This window comes from Lutibacter sp. (assembly GCF_033723435.1).
GTDB lineage: Bacteria > Bacteroidota > Bacteroidia > Flavobacteriales > Flavobacteriaceae > Lutibacter.
In genome coordinates, this window is the sequence record NZ_JAWVXC010000005.1 from 120,721 (window position 1) to 140,944 (window position 20,224).

Here is a 20,224-nt window from a genome sequence, read left to right on the forward strand (position 1 = left end):
CGAGTTTAAACTCGGCTTTTTTTATGCAAATAAGTTTGCAAAAATAGTTTCTACTTTGCTTACTTTAACCACCTTAATAGTAAAATTTTGTTGGCTTATTTTATTGAATTTTGAAATGAAAATTTTATGAAACCCTAATTTTTCGGCTTCTAAAATGCGCTGTTCAACTCTGTTAATTGGTCTAACTTCTCCAGATAAGCCAATTTCTGCTGCAAAACAATAATCTTGCGGAATGGCTTCATCTTCATTAGAAGATAAAATAGACATAACTACTGCTAAATCAATTGCAGGATCATCTACTTTTATACCTCCTGCAATATTTAAAAACACATCTTTAGCGCCTAATCTAAAGCCAGCACGTTTTTCTAAAACGGCTAACAACATATTTAATCGTTTTGTGTCGTAACCAGTTGCGGAGCGTTGAGGAGTACCATAAACCGCAGTGCTGACTAATGCTTGAACTTCAATCATAAAAGGTCGTATTCCTTCCAAAGTTGCTGCAATTGCGGTTCCACTTAAATTGTCATCTTTTTGAGAAATTAAAATTTCAGAAGGATTGGCCACTTCTCTAAGTCCTTCACTTCTCATTTCATAAATTCCAATTTCAGCAGTTGATCCAAATCGGTTTTTTTGAGCTCGTAATATTCGATAAGTATGATTTCTATCTCCTTCAAATTGTAAAACCACATCTACCATATGTTCTAAAATTTTTGGTCCTGCAATATTTCCATCTTTAGTAATATGACCAATTAATAAAACAGGAGTTGAAGTTTCCTTAGCAAACTTAATAAGCTCAGCAGTTGTTTCTCTGATTTGAGAAATAGATCCCGGAGAAGCATCAATAGTGTTTGTGTATAATGTTTGAATAGAATCAATAACTACAACTTCGGGATTAGTTTCTTCAATTGTTCTAAAAATTTGTTGTGTATTGGTTTCGGTTAAAATTAAGCAATTTGTATTTATTATTTTAAGTCTTTCCGCTCTCATTTTAATTTGAGATTGGCTTTCTTCCCCCGAAACATATAAAATATTTTTAGGAATGGTTAAAGCTATTTGTAGTAGTAAAGTAGATTTTCCAATACCAGGTTCACCACCTAATAAAACCATAGAACCTTTAACTAAACCGCCACCAAGAACTCGGTTCAATTCTTTGTTATTAACAGCAATTCTATCTTCTTTTTTTAATGAAATTTCATTAATTTTTAATGCTTTATTTGCTTTTTTTGAAGAGGTGTTTTGTTTCCAGTTTCGTTTTTCTTCTTTTTGAATAACTTCTTCAACAATGGTATTCCATTGGTGGCAAGAAGTACATTGACCTAACCATTTTGCGTATTGCGCTCCACAATTCTGACAAAAAAAGGAAGTTTTTGTTTTGCTCATTTTATTTTAATAAGAAGTAAATATAAAAAGAAAAACCTGTTATTTAATGTATTTATTATATATAGGAATAAATATAAAAGATAATCCACCAAATACAACTACCATTAAAGTTTGGGCAGTCCACATAATCCACCCAAAAGCTCTGGCTGGATTATTATCTATATGATATAGAATTAATGCGCTAGCTACAAAAACAGGGTACGAACCTAAACCTCCATTAGTTAAAGCCATACTTAAACCACCAACAACAAAACCAACAATAATAGCTGCAAAAGGTAAATTAGTTGTTTCGGGTAAAGCAAAAGTTACAGCATAAAACATAAGTACATACATTAGCCAGATAAAAACGGTATGAAAAATAAAAGGACCTTTCTTTTTCATTTTTTTTATGCTTTTAATGCCATCTAATAAGCCTTTAAAAAACTTGATAGTTTTTAAAATAAATCTATTTTTTGATTTTTTTAAAATCCTGTAGGTGAAATAGCCGATGATTGGTAAAATTATTAAAAGTATAAACTTAACAATATAACCATTTTTACTGTTTTCAGGGAATAAATAGCTAACCAACAATTGGGTTTGTAAAATAAAAGCTATTCCCATAATAATTCCTAACATTATTACATCAGCAATACGTTCAGCTACAATAGTTCCAAAAGCTTTTTCAAAAGGAATATTATCATATTTTTTTATACTTGCAGCACGAGCAAATTCTCCTGATCGTGGAACCAATAAGTTTAATAAATAACCAATTAAAACAGTCATAACGCTGTTTGCAAATTTTGGTTTATAACCTAAAGGCTCTAATAAAAACTGCCAACGATAAGCACGAGATAAGTGACTTAAAATTCCAAAAACAACGGATAGTAAAACCCACCAATAATTTGCTGTTCTAAATGAATTTTTTATAGATTCAAAATCACCAGGTTTAAAGTGAGAAAAAGAATACCAAATTAAAAATACTCCCAAAGCTATTGGAAGTATTATAAAACTTGTTTTTTTAAGATTTTTATTCAATTTTAATTAAGTAAGAGAATTATCTACTTCATTTGGAAATATTAAAGAAGGTTTAAAAGTTTTAGCTTCTTCAAAATCTAATATTCCATAAGAAATAATAATAACAATATCTCCTTTAGCTACTTTACGTGCGGCAGGGCCATTTAGTGTTATTTCTCCACTTTTTCGAGGACCAGGAATTGCATATGTTTCAAGACGTTCACCATTGTTAATGTTAACTATTTGAACTTTTTCTCCTTGAATTATATTAGCAGCATCCATAAGATCTTCATCAATAGTTACGCTTCCAATGTATTGTAAATCAGCACCGGTAACTTTAACTCTATGAATTTTCGATTTTACTACTTCTATTCGCATTTTGCAAAATTAATAATTTTGTGTTAATCTATTTGTATTTATAAACTTATATTATCAATAAGTCGAATTTCACCTGCAAAAACGGCAATAAATGCTCTATATTTTTGACCAGATATTACTTTTTTTATAGGGTTTAGCGTTTTTTCATCTGCAATTTCAAAATATTCTAACTCTAAAAGAGGATGATTTTTAAATTCATTTTCAACCCATTTTATAACTTCTTCTACATTTTTCGTGCCAAATAATTCTTTGGCATTTAGTAAGGTTTTATAGATAAAAGGAGCTGCTAATCTGTGTTTTTCAGTAAGGCGAACATTCCTTGAACTCATTGCTAATCCGTCAGATTCTCTAAATATTTCACAAGGAATTATATTTACTTGAAGATTAAACTTTTCAACTAATTTTTTTATTATTTGAAGTTGTTGAAAATCTTTTTCACCAAAATATGCGTTGGTTGGTGTAATAATTTCAAAAAGACGTTTTACAATTGTGCCAACTCCATTAAAATGACCTTTTCTAAATTTACCTTCCATTTGAAATTCTAATCCATCAAAGTCAAAATTTTCAGAGATTATATTATTTCCATATATTTCTTTAGGATTTGGAGTGAAAACAATATCGCAATTAACTGATTCTAAAAGAGATAAATCGTTCTCTAAAGTGTTTGGATAATTATCCAAATCTTCTTTTTTATCAAATTGAGTTGGGTTTACAAAAACACTTACTACAACCACATCATTTTCTAAAACAGCTTGCTTAATAAGTGATAAATGACCTTGATGTAACGCCCCCATAGTTGGCACAAGACCAATAGATAAATCCTTTTTTAAAGATTTAATTTTCTTTTTAATAGCTGTTATTTCAGAATAAACAATCATGGCTTATTTGTTAATAAACGTTAAAAGCGTGCAAACTTACGTTTTTCAGGCGAAAATGTACATAAAATTTCGTAATTTTGCATATTCTTTAAAGTTTAGGAACAAATTATGAAAGATAAAAGAGTATTGGTTGTATCTTCCGAAGTAGTACCGTATCTACCTGAAAACGAATTGTCAATCACCTCATTTGAAACTGCTAAAGTGGTTCATGGAAAAGGTGGACAAACTCGAATTTTTATGCCAAGATATGGTTTAATTAATGAAAGAAGACACCAACTTCATGAAGTTATCAGATTGTCAGGTATGAATTTGGTTATTAATGATATGGATATGCCGTTAATAATTAAAGTAGCTTCTATACCTAAAGAAAGAATGCAAGTTTACTTTATTGATAATGAAGATTATTTTAAACGAAAAGCCTTATTTTCAGATGAAGATAATAATTTGTTTAATGATAATGATGAAAGGGCTATTTTTTTCGCTAAAGGCGTTGTTGAAACAGTAAAAAAATTAAATTGGGCTCCAGATATTATTCATGTACATGGATGGATGGCTTCCTTGATACCTTTATACGTCAAAGAATATTACAAAGACGATGCTTTGTTTGTAGACAGTAAAATTGTAACATCTTTATACAATAATGGTTTTGAAGGAGAGTTAAATAAAGAGTTCCATAATAAAATTAAATTTGACAATATTAGTGAACATAAAGTTGAATCTATTTCTACAAATCCAAATTATACAAATTTGTTAAAAATAGCTATTGAAAACTCAGATGCGATAATTAAAGGAAGTGATAATTTATCGGATAATCTAAAAGAATTTTTAAAAACCATTGATAAACCTGTATTAGAACATGTTTCTGCGGAAGAATTAGGAGATGCTTACACAGAGTTTTATTTAAATGAAGTTTTATAATTAACCTCAAAAATCAAAAATATATATATGACAACTAAAGTTGTAAACGTAATAAAATATATAAGTTTAAGCACTTTTGTATTTTTAGCAATAATTTCTTGTGAAAAACCAATAGATAATATTGGAGTTAATTTGGTAAATAATAATAATTTTAATTCAAATAGTATAACAACGGAAGTTGTAACAACTAATGAAAATATTGAAAAAGTACCTACAAAATCTAGTGCACAACAATTTTTATTAGGGGTTTATAACGACTCTGAATTCGGGAAATTGAAAGCTTCTATTATTACTCAATTAACACCTCCAACAATAGGTGAGTTTTACACTTATGGATCAAACACAAAAATAGATTCTGTTTTAGTATCAATACCTTATCAAGCAACAAAAATTGACAATTATTCAGATGGGAAACCTCAGTTTTCCATTGATTCGGTCATAGGAAATACAGATAATGAATTTAAATTAAGTATTTATGAATTAAAAACTTTTTTAAACTCTTTAGATCCTAATGATCCTTCAAAAGCTCAAGTTTACTATTCAGATAAAGTGTTTGATAAAGAGAGTACAGCATTATATTCAGGAAATTTTAAAATAAATCCAAACGATACGGTTTCTTACATAAAACGTTATATGCCTGATGGAGTAACTGTTTTTGATATTGATACTTTAAAACAAACAACGGTAACACCAAGTATTAATATTCCTTTAGACGAAAACCAAATCAAACAATTATTTGTAGATACAGCAGGAACTTCAGAATTTGAATCGGTAGATGATTTTCAGCATACATTTAGAGGCTTGTATATAGAAGCAGATGAATTAGCTAATCCTAATTCTCATATTGTTTCTTTGGATTTAACAAAAGCAAGTATGACTATCTATTATTCTGATGATGAAAATGAAACGGAGGTTGAAGATTTGAATGGTAATGGAGTAAAGGGAGAACAAGGAGTTAGGGTTAAACATGCACATGTTTTTACTTTTGGAACTGTTAAGTCTAATTATTTTGATAGAGATTATACAACATCAAAACAAAGCGGAACGGATAGGTTGTACATTCAAGGAGCTGCAGGTTCTATGGCTACCATAGATATTTTAGGTTCTGAAGATATAGCAGCTATAAAAGCTAAGAATTGGTTGGTAACCGATGCTAGTTTATATTTATATGTAGATCAAAATGCATCAAGTAATATTGCTCCATATCAATTATTTTTATATAATTATGATGACAATGAACAGATAAGAGATATGATGTCTGAAGGTATAACTAGTCTTGGAGGGACATTAGAATTAGATGCCGATGGAAATCCGTATAGATATGTATTTAAAATAACAGATTATATCTCTGAATTTTTAAAATCAACAGACCCATCACCTGTTAAATTAGGATTAAAAGTGTATAATTCAACGGATCTTCCAGTCAATTATTTAGACACCAAAGTTAAAGATTATAGTTGGAATCCTAAAGGAGTAGTTTTATATGGAAACGACCCAAGTTTTCAGGATAAAAGAGCTAGACTTGAAATTTCATACTCAGAAATAAATAATTAATGTTATGTGCGGAATAGTTGGTTATTTAGGCTTTAGACAAGCATATCCAGTTGTAATAAAAGGATTACAAAGATTAGAATATAGGGGATATGATAGTGCAGGTGTTGTTTTAACTAATGATAATAAGTTAAATTTATATAAAACTAAAGGCAAGGTATCTGATTTAAAAAAAATTGCAGAGACACAAAATATAGAAGGTAATTTAGCTTTAGGACATACTCGTTGGGCAACTCATGGAATACCAAATGATGAAAATTCGCATCCTCATATTTCAAATTCAGGTAATTTAGTAATTGTACATAATGGAATAATTGAAAATTATAATTCCCTTAAAAAAGAACTTGTAAAAAGAGGTTATACATTTGAAAGTGAAACAGATACGGAGATATTAATTAATTTAATTGAAGAAGTTAAAGCACAAAATAATTGCAAATTAGGTAAAGCCGTTCAACTTGCGTTAAAAAATGTAATCGGTGCCTATGCTATTGCTGTTTATGATAGAACTAAATCGGATGAAATAATTGTAGCTAGGCTAGGAAGCCCTATTGCTATTGGAGTTGGAGAAGATAATAAAGAGTTTTTTGTAGCTTCAGATGCTTCACCATTTATTGAATATACTAAAGATGCCATTTATTTAGAAGATGAAGAATTGGCAATTATTAAATTAGGAAAAGATTTAAGAGTTAGAAAAATAAAAGATGACTCTTTTGTAGAACCAAATATTAATGAATTACAACTTAATTTAGATCAAATTGAAAAAGGAGGATATGATCATTTTATGTTGAAAGAAATTCATGAACAACCTAATGCTATTTTAGATACTTATAGAGGGAGATTACTTGCAGATAGAGGTTTAATTAAAATGGGTAGTGTAGATAATAATATTGCTAAATTTTTAAATGCAAATCGTATTATTATTGTTGCCTGTGGAACTTCATGGCATGCTGGTTTGGTTGGCGAATATTTATTTGAAGATTTAGCCAGAATTCCAGTAGAAGTAGAATATGCTTCAGAATTTAGATATAGAAATCCTGTAATTAACAAAAAGGATGTTGTAATAGCAATTTCACAATCTGGTGAAACCGCAGATACTTTGGCTGCTATTAAACTTGCAAAAGAAAAAGGAGCATTTGTTTTTGGAATTTGTAATGTTGTTGGCTCTTCAATTGCCAGAGAAACTAATTCAGGAGCGTATACACATGCGGGTCCTGAAATAGGAGTTGCTTCTACAAAAGCATTTACTACTCAAATTACTCTTTTATCCCTAATGGCATTAAAACTTGGAAATTTAAGAGGGGAATTATCAAATTCTACTTATCAAAAGTATTTGCATGAAATGGGTTTAATACCATCTAAAATTGAGCATTTACTTAAAATTGATTCTAAAATAAAAGAAATTGCATCTATTTATAAAAACGCAACTAATTTTCTATATTTAGGAAGAGGTTATAACTTTCCAGTAGCTTTAGAAGGGGCTCTAAAATTAAAAGAAATATCTTATATACATGCAGAAGGATACCCTGCTGCTGAAATGAAACATGGACCAATTGCTTTAATTGATGAATCCATGCCAGTTGTAGTTATAGCGACTAATAAGGGGCATTATGATAAAATAGTTAGTAATATTCAAGAAATTAAATCAAGAAAAGGAAAAATTATTGCCATTGTAACAAAAGGAGATACTATAGTTAAAGAAATTGCAGATCATGTTATAGAAATCCCTCAGGCATCAGAATCGTTATATCCTTTATTGACAACTATTCCTTTGCAATTATTATCGTACCATATTGCAGTTATGAGAGGCTGTAATGTAGATCAACCAAGGAATTTAGCAAAATCAGTTACGGTGGAATAATAAAAACTCATATTAAAGTTTTACATATACTATTCTTAATTTATAACCACAAAATTATTTTAAGTAAAAAAAGATAATTAACTTTATATAGTTTCAAAAATTGAATTATTTTAAAATTTGAAATTATGAAAAATTCAATTCTTATTATATTAATTGGACTTTTAACAGTTAATTTATTAAACTCCCAAAACAAGGTGCTTTTCTCTAATGTTGAAATCAAAAAAACAGACGGGCAGTTTATTTATTACTTTAATGGAGAAAAATATACTGGTGTAATTTATCATAATCATCCAAATAAAAAATTAAAAGTTAGGTTTAATGTCAAAGACGGCTCAAAAGAAGGCCTTTCAGAAGAGTATTTTAGTAATGGTCAATTAAAAATCAAAACAACTTTTAAAAATGGCAAACAAAATGGGCTTTTTGAAAGTTACTATGATAATGGACAATTACATTCTAGATATACTTGGAAAGAGATTTCACCAGATGGAATTTCAGAAGAATATTACAAAGATGGTAGTTTACATTTTAAGTTTATATGGAAAAATGGTTCTCCTATAGGAACCATAAAATCATTTTATAATAGTGGTCAGTTAAAAGATATAGTAACATACAAAGATGGTTTTAGAGAAGGCGTATTTGAACAATATTACGAAAATGGTAAATTGTTTGAAAAATTTACCTATAAAAAAGGCAAAATAGATGGTCCATTTAAGGAGTATTATAAAAATGGACAAGTAAGAGGAAAAACAACGTATAAGAATGGTAAGGAAGATGGAATATCGGAAATATATTTTGAAGATGGAAAACTAATGAAAAGAGGAAGTTATGTAGATGGTATAAAGAATGGTAGATTTGAGATATATTTTAAAAATGGAAAACCTTCTTTAATTTCTAATTATAAAAACAATAAATTAGAAGGTTCTGTTGAAAAATATAATGAAAAAGGTCAACTATTAAAAAAAGGATATTTTAAAAATGATGTAAGAGATGGTGTTTTTGAAAATTACTCTAAAAAAGGAAAACTAATAAAAAAAGAAGTTTATAAAAACGGAGTAAAAATAGAATAAATTGGCTTTATTTCTCCTCAAAACATCACTGTTTAATAGAAGAAATAAAACCAAATTTTAGGTATAATTATGAAATTGAGTCATGAATCATAGTATGTTTATCATCATTCCATTCCGTTAAAATATCTGTGGCTAGTTGAGCTCCACTTCCAGCAGCAATAGCAAACTGACTTCTCCAACCAGCTAAAACCCCAGCAACATAAATTCCTTTAGTAACAATATGATTGGTGTTTTTTAGCATTATTTTTTCCTTTTGAGGAGGTAAACTAATATGAGGCTGAACAAATATATTTAAACCTTCAATATTAAATAAATTAGACGGGCCAACGGCAACTATAATATTTTTAGTTTGATACGAGTTTTTATTAGTAATTACATTAAAATTTGGATAATCACCTTCTATTTTAATTACTTTTTCTTTATCTATTTGAACTATTTCAGGGTAATTTTCTGAAAGTTGATTTAAACCAAATTTTAAAACATCTTCGCCTTTAGTTCCTTTTTTAAAACCCAAAACATTATTTAATTCCGCAGTTTTTAACGCAGAACTTTTTTGGTGTGTAATTATTCCAACCTTTTTATCGGTTGCAAAAGGCTTTTTTAAAGCTGATCCTAAAATAAGAGCGGAAGATAATCCGGCTGCGCTTCCACCTATAATTAATGTATTAAAATTGTTCATAATGTTTTTATATTATAGTTAGTGAAATAATCCTTGAATGTTAGATGTAAATAGTTTTACTGCTATTGCTAGTAATACAACACCAAATATTTTTTGAATAATTTTTATTCCATTTTGGCCAATCATTTTTTCAATTTTTGAGGATGTTTTAAGTACAATATACATTATAATAATGTTTATAATAATTGCAATAACAATATTTATTGCACTATATTCTGCTCGTAATGATAAAATTGAAGTTAAACTTCCTGGGCCTGCAATTAACGGAAATGCTAACGGAAAAACCGAGGCTGTTATTGCATTTGTTTCTTCTTCTTTATATAATGAAATACCTAAAATCATTTCTAATGCTAAAAAAAATAAAATAAAAGAACCAGCAACAGCAAATGAATGTATATCAATGCCAATTATATTTAAAATACTTTTTCCTAAAAACAAAAATGAAATTAATATTAAACCGGCAATTAAGGATGCTTTTTCAGATTGTATATGCCCTACTTTTTTACGTAATTCAATTATAATAGGAATATTTCCTACAATATCAATTACAGCAAACAAAACCATGGTTGCACTAAAAATTTCTTTAAAATCTATATTCATTACAATGAATTTAAAAACGATTGGCAAAAGTATATAATTCAATACTAAACTAATACAAATTTAATGTAAAAAAATAGTTTATTTTTGCAGCATGTTTCAATTAGGAAAAACCATAGTTTCAGAAGATATTATAGAAAAGGATTTTGTCTGTAATTTATCAGCGTGTAAAGGAAAGTGTTGTATTGATGGAGAAGCAGGAGCTCCGCTAGAAGAGGAAGAACTTCAAATATTGTTGGATATTTATCCAAAAGTAAAACCATTTTTAAGACCCGAAGGAATAAAAGCAATAGAAGATCAAGGGCTTTTTATTACCAATGAAGGAGAATATGAAACTCCTTTAATTGATGAAAAAGATTGTGCATTTGTAATATTTGATGATAATAAAATAGCCAAATGTGGTATAGAAGAAGCATATAATGCCGGAAAAATTAAATGGAAGAAACCAATTTCATGTCATTTGTACCCAATTCGTATTATGGAATATAGCGAGTTTTCGGCAGTAAATTACCATCATTGGCCAATTTGTGACGATGCTTGTACTTTAGGGAAAGAATTGCAAGTGCCAGTTTATAAATTTGTTAAGAAAGCACTTATTAGAAAATTTGGTGAAGATTGGTATTCTGAACTTGAAAAAGTAGCAGAAAATTATAAATAGGTTAACAAAACGTTATATGTATCAATTGTTACCCACTTTTTATTAAAGTACTGTCTTTGTTTTTTAACTTTAGCAAAGATTAACCATAAAGCTATGAATAAAAAAAACTCCTTTGTTTCCATACTATTTTTATTATTTTCAATTAGTATTTTTAGTCAAGAATTCCATTCAAAAAACAAAGAAAATGATAGCTTGTTTGTAGCTTTAAAAGCAAAGCCTAACAATATTAATAAAGTTAGAGATTTAATTAATTTGTATAAAAAAACAGCTAAAGAAAAACAGATTAATAACGATATAATTAATGAAGCTTTAAAAATTTCTGAAAAAATTTATTATTTAGATGGATTGGCAGAATGTTATGATAGAAAAGGATATTACGCAAGAAAACAATTTGATTATACCAATTCAGTAACCTTTCATAAAAGAGCATTAAACTATTTAAATAAAACTACAGATACACTTCTTAAAATTAAGTGTTTAAATAATTTAGGCGTTACTTATCATAAACTTAATCTAGAAAAAGAGTCCTTCGAATATTATTTTCAAGCGCTAAAACTATCTGAAAAATTTAAACATAATAGAAGTATAACTATTGCGCTTAGCGGAATTGGAAATGTATTTATTGACACGGAAGAATATGATAAAGCCTTATATTATTTTAAAAGAGTTTATGCATTAGATTTTAAATCTAAAAACATTAGAGGGCAAGAATACAGTTTATCAAATTTAGGAGAAGTCTTTTTATATAAAAAAGAATTTGATTCAGCATATTATTACATAAATAAAGCATTAAATTTAACTAAAAAGTATAAACATAAAAGAAGTGAAGCCATTAGATATAATTTATTAGGATTGCTTTTTCAGAAAAAAGAAGACTATAAAAAATCTACGGATTATTACAAAAAAGCAATACCTCTATTTACAAAAGAAAATAATATTAGATATTTAAGCAATACTTTAATAAATATTGGTAAAAACCAGTTATATACAGGCAAATATCATGAATCTTTTGATAACATAACTTTAGGTTTAAAAAATGCAAAATCTATAAAATCAAAAGAAAACATTGCATTAGGTTACAATACTTTGGTAGATTATTACACTAAAGTTAATGACTATAAAAAAGCATTAAATGCTTATAAAACAGCATCTTCGTTTAAAGATAGTATTGTAAATGAAGCTTCTCAAAAAAACATTATAAGCACTCAAATTGAGTATGAAACGGCTAAAAAAGATAAAAAAATAAAAGAATTAGCCAAGGATAATGAAGTAAATCAAAACAAGGCAAAAACTAATTTTAAAAGAATTATTTACATTTCTGTATCTAGCATTTTGGTTATTGTAACCTTGTCTGTTTTACTTTTTTTATATAGAAAAAATTCTGATTTAGAATTGGAAAATAAAAACTCAGAATTACAAAATTATATCCATCAAATTAAGGAGTTAAAAGACACGGCAAATAACAATACAGCAATTAAAAATGAAGATTTAACAGAAAAATTTAATGAATTTGGACTTTCTAAAAGAGAAACAGAAGTGTTTAATTTTATTTCAAAAGGTTTTTCAAATGATGAAATTGCTGAAAAAATGTTCGTATCTAAAAATACAGTAAAAACACATATTAAAAATATCTACATTAAGTTAGATGTAAAAAATAGAATTCAAGCTATTAAAAAAATAACAGATGTTTAGCACTTAAAAACATCATTATTTTTATCAACACCTAATTATCAATACTTTTTATTTTATAAATCACCTTTTTGGGTGAATAGAATCATACTTTTTTATGAAGTAATTTTTTGTTTTTGAACATAATTTAGCCTCAAAATTAGAACACAATAAAAGCTAAATTTTAAAAATAAAAAATCATGAAAAAACAGCCATTTAATTTTAAAACGCCTATTCTTTTTAAACTACTAATAATATTTAGTGTATTCTTTTTTATACCTCAAAATATAGATGCGCAATTTTTTAAAAAATTAGCTAAACATGCAAAAGAAAAAATTAATAAAGAAGCAGAAAAAAGATCAGAAAAAAGATTAGATAAAAGCATTGATAAAAAATTTGACAAAGCTGAAGAAGGGTTAGATGGTAAAGGTAAAAAAAATAAAAAAGAAGTTAACAATACAAATCAAGATGTTAAACAAAAAGCTAATTCAACTAATGCAAACGAAACTAATAAAACCATTAATAAACCTACTGTAGTATGGAGTAAGTTTGATTTTGTGCCTGGAGATACCGTAATTTTTGAAGATTCGCCAAGTGTTGATGAAGAAAACGGAGAGTTTCCAAGTCGTTGGGATTTAGCTAAAGGAAATGCAGAAATTGCTAACGTAGACGGAGAAAATGTAATTATGTTTTTACAAGGAGGAAGTATAGTTCCTTATTTAAAAAACTCTAATAAAGACTATTTACCTGAAATATTTACCATAGAGTTTGATGTTTATTTTAAAGAAGAAAATCCATACCGTTATTGGTTGAGTTTTTATGATAATAAAAATCAAAGTAGCGTAACAGGTGATATAGAAATTTATGTAAATGGTTTAGAAATGGGTTCTTCAAATAAAAGATATCCAGGTACAGAATCCTTAAATTGGAATACAAACCACGAAGGAAAATGGCGTCATATTTCAGTTGCTTTTACAAAAGGAAAATTAAAAGCATATATGAATGAAACAAGACTAATTAACATCCCACATTTTGAAAGGAATCCAACAGGTTTAACAATAAGAGCAGAAAATAACCCAGAAAAATATATAAAAAACATTCGTATTGCTAAAGGTGGTGTAAAATATTATGATCGTGTACTTACCGATGGAAAAATTATTGTAAACGGAATTAAATTCGATGTAAATAAAGCTACGCTAAAACCTGAAAGTATGGGACCAATCAATAAAATTTATGAGTTAATGCAAAAGGACCAATCTCTTAATTTTAGTGTAGAAGGGCATACCGATAGTGATGGAGACGAAGCACATAACCAAACCTTATCTGAAGCAAGAGCCAAAACAGTAATGCAAAAATTAAATAGTATGGGAATAGATGCGTCTAGATTAAAATCAAAAGGATTTGGAGAAAGTAAGCCGCTAGATAGCAATAACACTCCAGAAGGAAAAGCAAATAATCGTAGAGTAGAATTTGTAAAATTTTAAATATAAAATAATTAAAAATGAAAAGAATAAGCATATTACTTTCCTTATTTGTGCTATTAATTAGCTGCAATGGAAACAGTCAAAATACATTAAAGCGATATAATGTAAAATCAGGAGTTGTAAAATACACAACAACAATATCGGGTAAAGTTATTGGAAGTAAAATAACAGGTAGTGGTACTGAAAGTTTATATTTTAAAAATTGGGGAGCAATAGAATTAAAAGATAACCAATCTACACAAATCTCTCATATGAAGTTTTTCGGTAAAGAAAAAACGGAAACTACTTCAAAACATGAAATTAGTAAAATAGATAATGGTAAAATTTATTTGGTTGATTTTAAAAATAAAACAATACAATTAAAAAATAATCCAATGATGGATTTGATGAAACAATCTAAAACAAATGCAGCTGATGAAAGTAAAAACATGCTTGAAGCTATGGGAGGGGAAAAAATAGGTAATGAAACTTATAAAGGTTATAACTGCGAAGTTTGGGAACTATTAGGTGGAAAACAATGGATTTACAAAGGTGTTATGCTAAAAATGGAGATGAAAGTTTTAGGAATTAAAACATTAACCGAAGCTACCAGTATAAAATTTAATGTTTCTGTTGCGGATAGTAACTTTAAATTACCAGATTTTCCTATTCAAAAAATAATGAATAACTCAACAGATTCTATGATTTCAGATAAAGATAAAAATGAATTGAAAAACAGTATGCATAAAATTAGTAAACTAAGTTTTGGAGAATGGAAAAAAATGGCAATTAAAAATGATCCTGAAATGAAAAATATGAGTGATGAAGAATTACATCAGACTTATGATATGATTCAAAAAATGACAAAAATGGGAATTGGAAATTAAACTAAATAATTAAAACCTTTCATCCAATAAAATAATGAGAAAGATTATTCAATATTGTTTTCTTGTAATAGCAGTTTCAATTCAAGCACAAGATTTTAAACCCTATAAAATACAATCGGGTAAAATAGTGTATAATAAGTTGAGGTATTCAACACGTTCTGTTTTTAAATATGAAAATGGAGTTGAAACAAGTTTTAGTGAACGAATTCCTTATATAGTCGAACAAGTAATTTATTATTGGGATGAATTTGGTGATGTTGCTTTTGAAGAAACCTATCAAGTTTCAAAATTTGGAGGTAAACCGCTTCCAAAAAAAATAAAAATTGCAGAACGTTTGTGGCTTGATGAACATCGTTATTATTTCAATATTAAAGAAAATAAAGTAAATGACGATCCATATCGTTTAAGAATAAAATGCAAAGAAAATTTTCAGTATTATCAAATAAAAAATTCTTGGATTGAAACTCAATATATGGGAGCGGAAAAATCTGGAACTAAAAATATACTTGGAAAAGTAACTAATTATTATAAAATAGATAAGTTTCAAGATTTATACGCTTGGAAAGGGTTGATATTAAAAAATGAAGATTTTGCTACCACTAAAAAAGGAGAACGATTATACCCGGAAAGAACCAAAATTGCAGTAGAAATAGATACTTCATTTAAAATAAAGGAAAAGTTATTCAATCCAATTTGGTTAAAAAGAGAAAAGTTATACAAATCTTTAAACGGAAATAAAATTACAGAATTATTAGATGCTCGCCAAGATTTACTATTTCAGGCAGATAATATAAAAGGATTTCATATTCAAAAGAATGACATTTTACTTTTTGTAACAACAAAACTAAATGTAGGAAAACTTCAAATTTTAGCTATTGATAAAAATAATATTTTACATATAAAATATCAGCTGTATAATAATAATGGAATTGTGTTTGATACTAGAAACGCTTTTAAAATTAAAGATAGCACACTCGTAAATATGGATAATATCACCTATAAAAATGTTTTAGAAACAGAACACGATTTTAAGTATAAAAATTCAAAAATAATTCCTCAAAACAATATTGGAATATATCTTATTAAAGCAAGTAGAACAAAACACTTAAAATTAAAACCGTATGCAAGAAATTAAATTTATAAAGAAATATACCTATATATTATTATTGTTTTTTGTAAGTACAATATTTGCTCAAAATGAAGAAAGCGCTTTAGAATTTGAAATACCACATAGTTTTTTTGATGAAATGTTTAGAAGCCCAACAGATAAACATTTGGTAGCTTGGAGCGGAGGCGTTACTATAATTATTAAAAATCAATCGGGTCAAGAAATTCAAGTTATTGGGGCTATTAAAACATTAGAAGATTTTTTAAATACCGAATTAACTAATTTAGCTCGTAGGCAATTTAAATTCAACCTTAATACGCCCTTAAAAAGAATAACTACGCCAGATGATAAATCTTGGGCAGGACATTGTGGTTATGATCCCTATAGAAACGTTACATTTAACGATATTAAAAATGGTAAACCAGTAGGTTGGCCTCCAGAAATAACTTCAGAACCTTGGGGGCTTCATTTATCAAAACAAACTTCAAAACAAGGAACTTTAACAAACTTCAAAACAGGGGAAAAAGAAGTTGTTTCGGTATATTTTCATGCCAGTTCAACATATTATTATCATAAAGTTAAACCACAAAGCTTAAAAGGGAAAATAAATAGAGATGATAATTATAAAGTTTGCGGTAAAATTGGAATGTATCGTTTAGGTCCAGGAAATTCAAGATTTAAAAAGTTTGCAGATGTTAATGGTGGTGAATTTGAATTTTCTGATGAACTTTTTCTTGGCGATTACCAAGTTCAGTTTACTTGGCTAGATGGTTCCTTTCAGGTTTTAGAGCAACATATTGTTTATGACCCTTTTGGGAATCCTGAAGATTTAGAATATGATTTAGAAATTTTTGAAGGAGAAATAACAGGAACTTTAATAGATAAAGAAACGCATAAACCTGTTAAAAATCAGAAAGTGAAGCTACAACCAGTTTGTACTGATTCAGGCTTGCCTGAAAAAGAAACAAAGTCCGGCGAAGATGGAAAGTTTAAGTTTTCTAAAGTCCCAACAGGTGTGTATAATGTAGTTACCAAAGGAGCTCCAGAAACTCAAGCCGGTTTAACTAAAAAACCAAATTTAAGAGTAGGTGAAATATTAGTTAAAAAGAATTCAAAATATGATATTTTTCTTCATTATAACGCACCAAATTTTGCTGATGTTAAATTGGTGTGGAGAGCAGCAACTATAAAGTTTCCTGAAGAAGATGAAACTCCTCAGTTTTTTGATGTGATGGCTTATAAAAATAGTGGGGCTATGGAAAAACCAACAGGAACCGATGGAGAACCTTTAAAAATACCGTACACAACAATAATTCCTGGTATTGGAAAGCAAACCTTATATGGTTGGCCCGAAAGTGAAACGGCAACACCTGAAATAATTTCGGTTAAATCTTTAGTACATGATAAAACTAAAGGTATGGTTAAATTTAGAGTTAGTCTTGGTGAAGATGCATTGAACTCTTGCAATATTTCGCAAGATAACAACGGCCCCATTTATTTAGATGTAAACTTTGACCTTAATGGAATGTATGATGCTAGTGGAGATCTTTGGATGCAAGTAGATGTAGGCACTAGAGAAGATAAAGTTTGGAACGCTACAAGAGGAAATTCTTTAAATAGGTATCCTTTGGCTTTTAAACGATACCATTTTACCAGTGATGAAATAGAAAAATTTAAAAACAGTGAAGCCTTGGAAATATTCTTAACCGGTCAAGCAACTTTAAAAATAGAATTTAAACCACTAGAAGAATAACATTTAATTAATCTTAAAAATAAAATATAAAATCATGAAAAAAATAACAATAATTCTAATGTTACTAATTGCTTTTGCAGCGCAAGCACAAGAGTCTAAAATAGTTGGTAACTGGCAACTTTATCAAGTTATTCATAAAGGAAATACTGAAACTGGTTTAAAAGCTGTTTTCATTTTTGCAGAGAAAGGAAATCTTAAAGCCGCCAGAAGTGCAACTTCAAAATCTATGGATGCTGGCACTTGGAAATATCAAAAAAAACAGCATAAAATTATAATGAAAAGCAGTTTAGATAAAGATTTTAATGGTGACGCAAAAATTTTAAAACTAAATGATAGTATTTTAGAATATAATAAAGACGGAGATATTTTGAGCTTCAAAAAAATTGATGCAAAAGCTTTTGAATCTAATATTAAAAAAATTACCATAAAAAAGCCAATTCTTTTATACGAAAAAGAATCCATGTTAGATGCCGATGGTAGTTTTAATTATGAAGAAGAAGAGAAATTACCTTGGAAAATTGATGCTATTGTTAATTACTTAAAAAACTATAAAGAAGTGGTTTACAATGTAACAAATTTTTCGGATGAACAAGATCCAGATGCTTGGGTTGAAAGCGAAAAAATAAACTACAATAAAGAAGCTCAAACTATTGATGTTAGAAGGTTCTCCTATTTTCAAAACGATTATATTGATATGACCGAAGATCCTATTTTTATGAATAATTTACAGGATTACGAATATGATTTTAATTTCTTTCCAAAAGATAATTTAACTATTTATAAAGTGGTTGGAAAAGAAAGTGTAAAAACGCCTATTGGAATTTTTGAATGTACAGTAGTTGAAGGTTATGGAGAGGATGATAATAAAATAAAATATTGGATTGTAAATGAAAAGCCAGGAGTTTTTGCCAAAATAATAGAGAAAAAAGAAGCTCCAGAACCATTTGGTTTTACAAATTTATACACGCTTAAAGAAATAAAATAAAAGTTTTAAAAAATAATAACGAAATCTAGTTTCCCCACAAATCAATTTTACTAACTAGATTAAATAATAAGGAACGCTCTAAACCATTATTTATAATTTAATTTCAATTTGCAATTAGTTCCTTATTAAAAAAGAGCACAAAATTTGTGCTCTTTTTGTTTTTTAAGCCACAAAAATAAACTCAATAGAATTAAGGCTTAAGCATTATTTGTTGAATATAAAATACTGTTAATCAATATATTATAAAATTGATAATTTATACTATAAAATGACAAAATGTTAAAAACTTACTTATAAATGTGAATAAGTGCGCTTTTTTTTAGAGTATTTTTTTCTAATATTTGTTTTTCTCGATTCAGCCAAAATAATCGCAAAATTAACTAAACCTTTAAAAAATAATAAATGTCATTTATTGAACCTATTTTACAACCAAATAAAAACAGATTCGTAATCTTCCCTATTCAGCATCAAGATATTTGGGAATGGTATAAAAAACAAGAAGCAAGTATTTGGACCGCTGAAGAAATAGATTTAAATCAAGATGTAATTGATTGGGAAACAAAACTTACGGATGATGAACGTTATTTTATTAAACATATTTTAGCATTTTTTGCCGCTTCAGATGGTATTGTAAATGAAAATTTGGCTGAAAATTTTGTAAGTGAAGTGCAATATACCGAAGCAAAATTCTTTTACGGATTTCAATTAATGATGGAAAATATTCACTCAGAAGTTTACTCTTTATTAATTGATACTTATATTAAAAACGAAAAAGAAAAAGATGAACTTTTTAGAGCCATTGAAATTTTTCCAGCAATTAAAGAGAAAGCAGATTGGGCCTTAAAATGGGTGGAAAGCGACAGCTTTGCAGAGCGATTAATTGCTTTTTCTGCAGTAGAAGGTATCTTTTTTTCAGGTAGTTTTTGCTCTATTTTTTGGATGAAAAAAAGAGGATTATTACCAGGTTTAACATTTTCAAATGAATTAATAAATCGCGATGAAGGATTACATGCCGATTTTGCCGTACACTTACACCAAAACCATATTGTAAATAAAGTTCCTAAAAATAGAATTACTGAAATTTTAGTAAATGCACTAGATATAGAACGTAAGTTTATTACGGAATCCTTACCAGTAAGTTTAATTGGTATGAATGCTAAATTAATGACTCAATATTTAGAATTTGTAACGGATAGATTGTTAGTAGAATACGGTTGTGAAAAAGTATATAATGCAACAAATCCGTTTGATTTTATGGAAATGATTTCATTAGAAGGAAAAACAAATTTCTTTGAAAAAAGAGTTTCAGAATATCAAAAAGCAGGTGTTAAAAGTGGCGGAACAGGGAGTATTAGCTTTGATGCAGACTTCTAATTTACTTAAATAACCAAAAATTTAATAAA

The 20,224-nt window shown here is 28.1% G+C and carries 18 protein-coding genes; 12 read left to right on the plus strand and 6 right to left on the minus strand.

Translation table 11 applies throughout. The features are described 5' to 3' along the window. Positions 1-21 precede the first annotated feature (21 nt). Genes radA through panC form a run of 4 tightly spaced genes read right to left on the minus strand, consistent with a single transcriptional unit; the run spans position 22 to position 3,629 of the window. Positions 22-1,380, minus strand: coding sequence for a DNA repair protein RadA (gene radA, locus R3342_RS09180; protein WP_318939736.1), 1,359 nt, complete (start codon positions 1,378-1,380; stop codon positions 22-24). Positions 1,381-1,419: 39 nt separating this feature from the next. Beyond that, complete coding sequence (locus R3342_RS09185; RefSeq protein ID WP_318939737.1) at positions 1,420-2,394, minus strand: lysylphosphatidylglycerol synthase transmembrane domain-containing protein; 975 nt, start codon at positions 2,392-2,394, stop codon at positions 1,420-1,422. 6 nt (positions 2,395-2,400) lie between these two features. Further along, positions 2,401-2,751, minus strand: coding sequence for an aspartate 1-decarboxylase (panD, locus tag R3342_RS09190; RefSeq protein WP_318939738.1), 351 nt, complete (start codon positions 2,749-2,751; stop codon positions 2,401-2,403). Between the two features lie 38 nt (positions 2,752-2,789). Beyond that, complete coding sequence (gene panC / locus R3342_RS09195) at positions 2,790-3,629, minus strand: pantoate--beta-alanine ligase (protein WP_318939739.1); 840 nt, start codon at positions 3,627-3,629, stop codon at positions 2,790-2,792. Positions 3,630-3,737: 108 nt separating this feature from the next. Between panC and R3342_RS09200 the strand changes: the two genes are divergently transcribed. The 4 genes from R3342_RS09200 to R3342_RS09215 all read left to right on the plus strand — a co-directional run bounded on the left by R3342_RS09200 (position 3,738) and on the right by R3342_RS09215 (position 9,023). Further along, a complete protein-coding gene (locus tag R3342_RS09200; protein ID WP_318939740.1) occupies positions 3,738-4,547 on the plus strand; it encodes a glycogen/starch synthase in 810 nt (269 codons plus the stop codon). Positions 4,548-4,574: 27 nt separating this feature from the next. Beyond that, positions 4,575-6,101, plus strand: coding sequence for a DUF4270 domain-containing protein (locus R3342_RS09205; RefSeq protein WP_318939741.1), 1,527 nt, complete (start codon positions 4,575-4,577; stop codon positions 6,099-6,101). 4 nt (positions 6,102-6,105) lie between these two features. Next, complete coding sequence (glmS, locus tag R3342_RS09210) at positions 6,106-7,956, plus strand: glutamine--fructose-6-phosphate transaminase (isomerizing) (RefSeq protein WP_318939742.1); 1,851 nt, start codon at positions 6,106-6,108, stop codon at positions 7,954-7,956. 125 nt (positions 7,957-8,081) lie between these two features. Further along, entirely contained in the window at positions 8,082-9,023 is a 942-nt protein-coding gene (locus tag R3342_RS09215) for a toxin-antitoxin system YwqK family antitoxin (RefSeq protein WP_318939743.1), read from the plus strand. A 67-nt stretch (positions 9,024-9,090) separates the two neighbouring features. Here R3342_RS09215 and R3342_RS09220 read toward each other — a convergent pair whose 3' ends face one another. Next, the gene (locus R3342_RS09220; RefSeq protein WP_318939744.1) at positions 9,091-9,702 is read right to left on the minus strand and encodes an FAD-dependent oxidoreductase; all 612 of its coding nucleotides are present in this window, start codon (positions 9,700-9,702) and stop codon (positions 9,091-9,093) included. 18 nt (positions 9,703-9,720) lie between these two features. Then, positions 9,721-10,302 (minus strand): MarC family protein, encoded by a 582-nt coding sequence (locus R3342_RS09225; protein WP_318939745.1) that lies wholly within the window; start codon positions 10,300-10,302, stop codon positions 9,721-9,723. Between the two features lie 91 nt (positions 10,303-10,393). On the opposite strand from R3342_RS09225, the gene R3342_RS09230 reads away from it, so the two are divergent. From R3342_RS09230 to R3342_RS09265, 8 genes are all read left to right on the plus strand, one after another. Continuing rightward, entirely contained in the window at positions 10,394-10,957 is a 564-nt protein-coding gene (locus R3342_RS09230) for a DUF3109 family protein (RefSeq protein WP_318939746.1), read from the plus strand. 93 nt (positions 10,958-11,050) lie between these two features. Beyond that, positions 11,051-12,649: a tetratricopeptide repeat protein gene (locus R3342_RS09235; protein WP_318939747.1), complete on the plus strand. Its 1,599-nt coding sequence runs from the start codon at positions 11,051-11,053 to the stop codon at positions 12,647-12,649. Between the two features lie 176 nt (positions 12,650-12,825). Beyond that, positions 12,826-14,109, plus strand: coding sequence for an OmpA family protein (locus tag R3342_RS09240; protein ID WP_318939748.1), 1,284 nt, complete (start codon positions 12,826-12,828; stop codon positions 14,107-14,109). Positions 14,110-14,126: 17 nt separating this feature from the next. Further along, positions 14,127-14,975 (plus strand): hypothetical protein, encoded by an 849-nt coding sequence (locus tag R3342_RS09245; RefSeq protein WP_318939749.1) that lies wholly within the window; start codon positions 14,127-14,129, stop codon positions 14,973-14,975. A gap of 34 nt (positions 14,976-15,009) precedes the next feature. Further along, positions 15,010-16,110, plus strand: coding sequence for a hypothetical protein (locus R3342_RS09250; protein ID WP_318939750.1), 1,101 nt, complete (start codon positions 15,010-15,012; stop codon positions 16,108-16,110). Next, entirely contained in the window at positions 16,097-17,836 is a 1,740-nt protein-coding gene (locus R3342_RS09255) for a carboxypeptidase-like regulatory domain-containing protein (protein ID WP_318939751.1), read from the plus strand. Before R3342_RS09250 ends, R3342_RS09255 begins: the two co-directional genes overlap by 14 nt. A gap of 34 nt (positions 17,837-17,870) precedes the next feature. Then, on the plus strand, positions 17,871-18,821 hold the full coding sequence (locus R3342_RS09260; protein WP_318939752.1) for a hypothetical protein: 951 nt from the start codon (positions 17,871-17,873) through the stop codon (positions 18,819-18,821). 402 nt (positions 18,822-19,223) lie between these two features. Continuing rightward, positions 19,224-20,195 carry a ribonucleotide-diphosphate reductase subunit beta gene (locus R3342_RS09265; protein ID WP_318939753.1) on the plus strand — a complete coding sequence of 324 codons (972 nt, stop codon included), beginning with the start codon at positions 19,224-19,226 and terminating at the stop codon, positions 20,193-20,195. Positions 20,196-20,224: the final 29 nt, after the last annotated feature.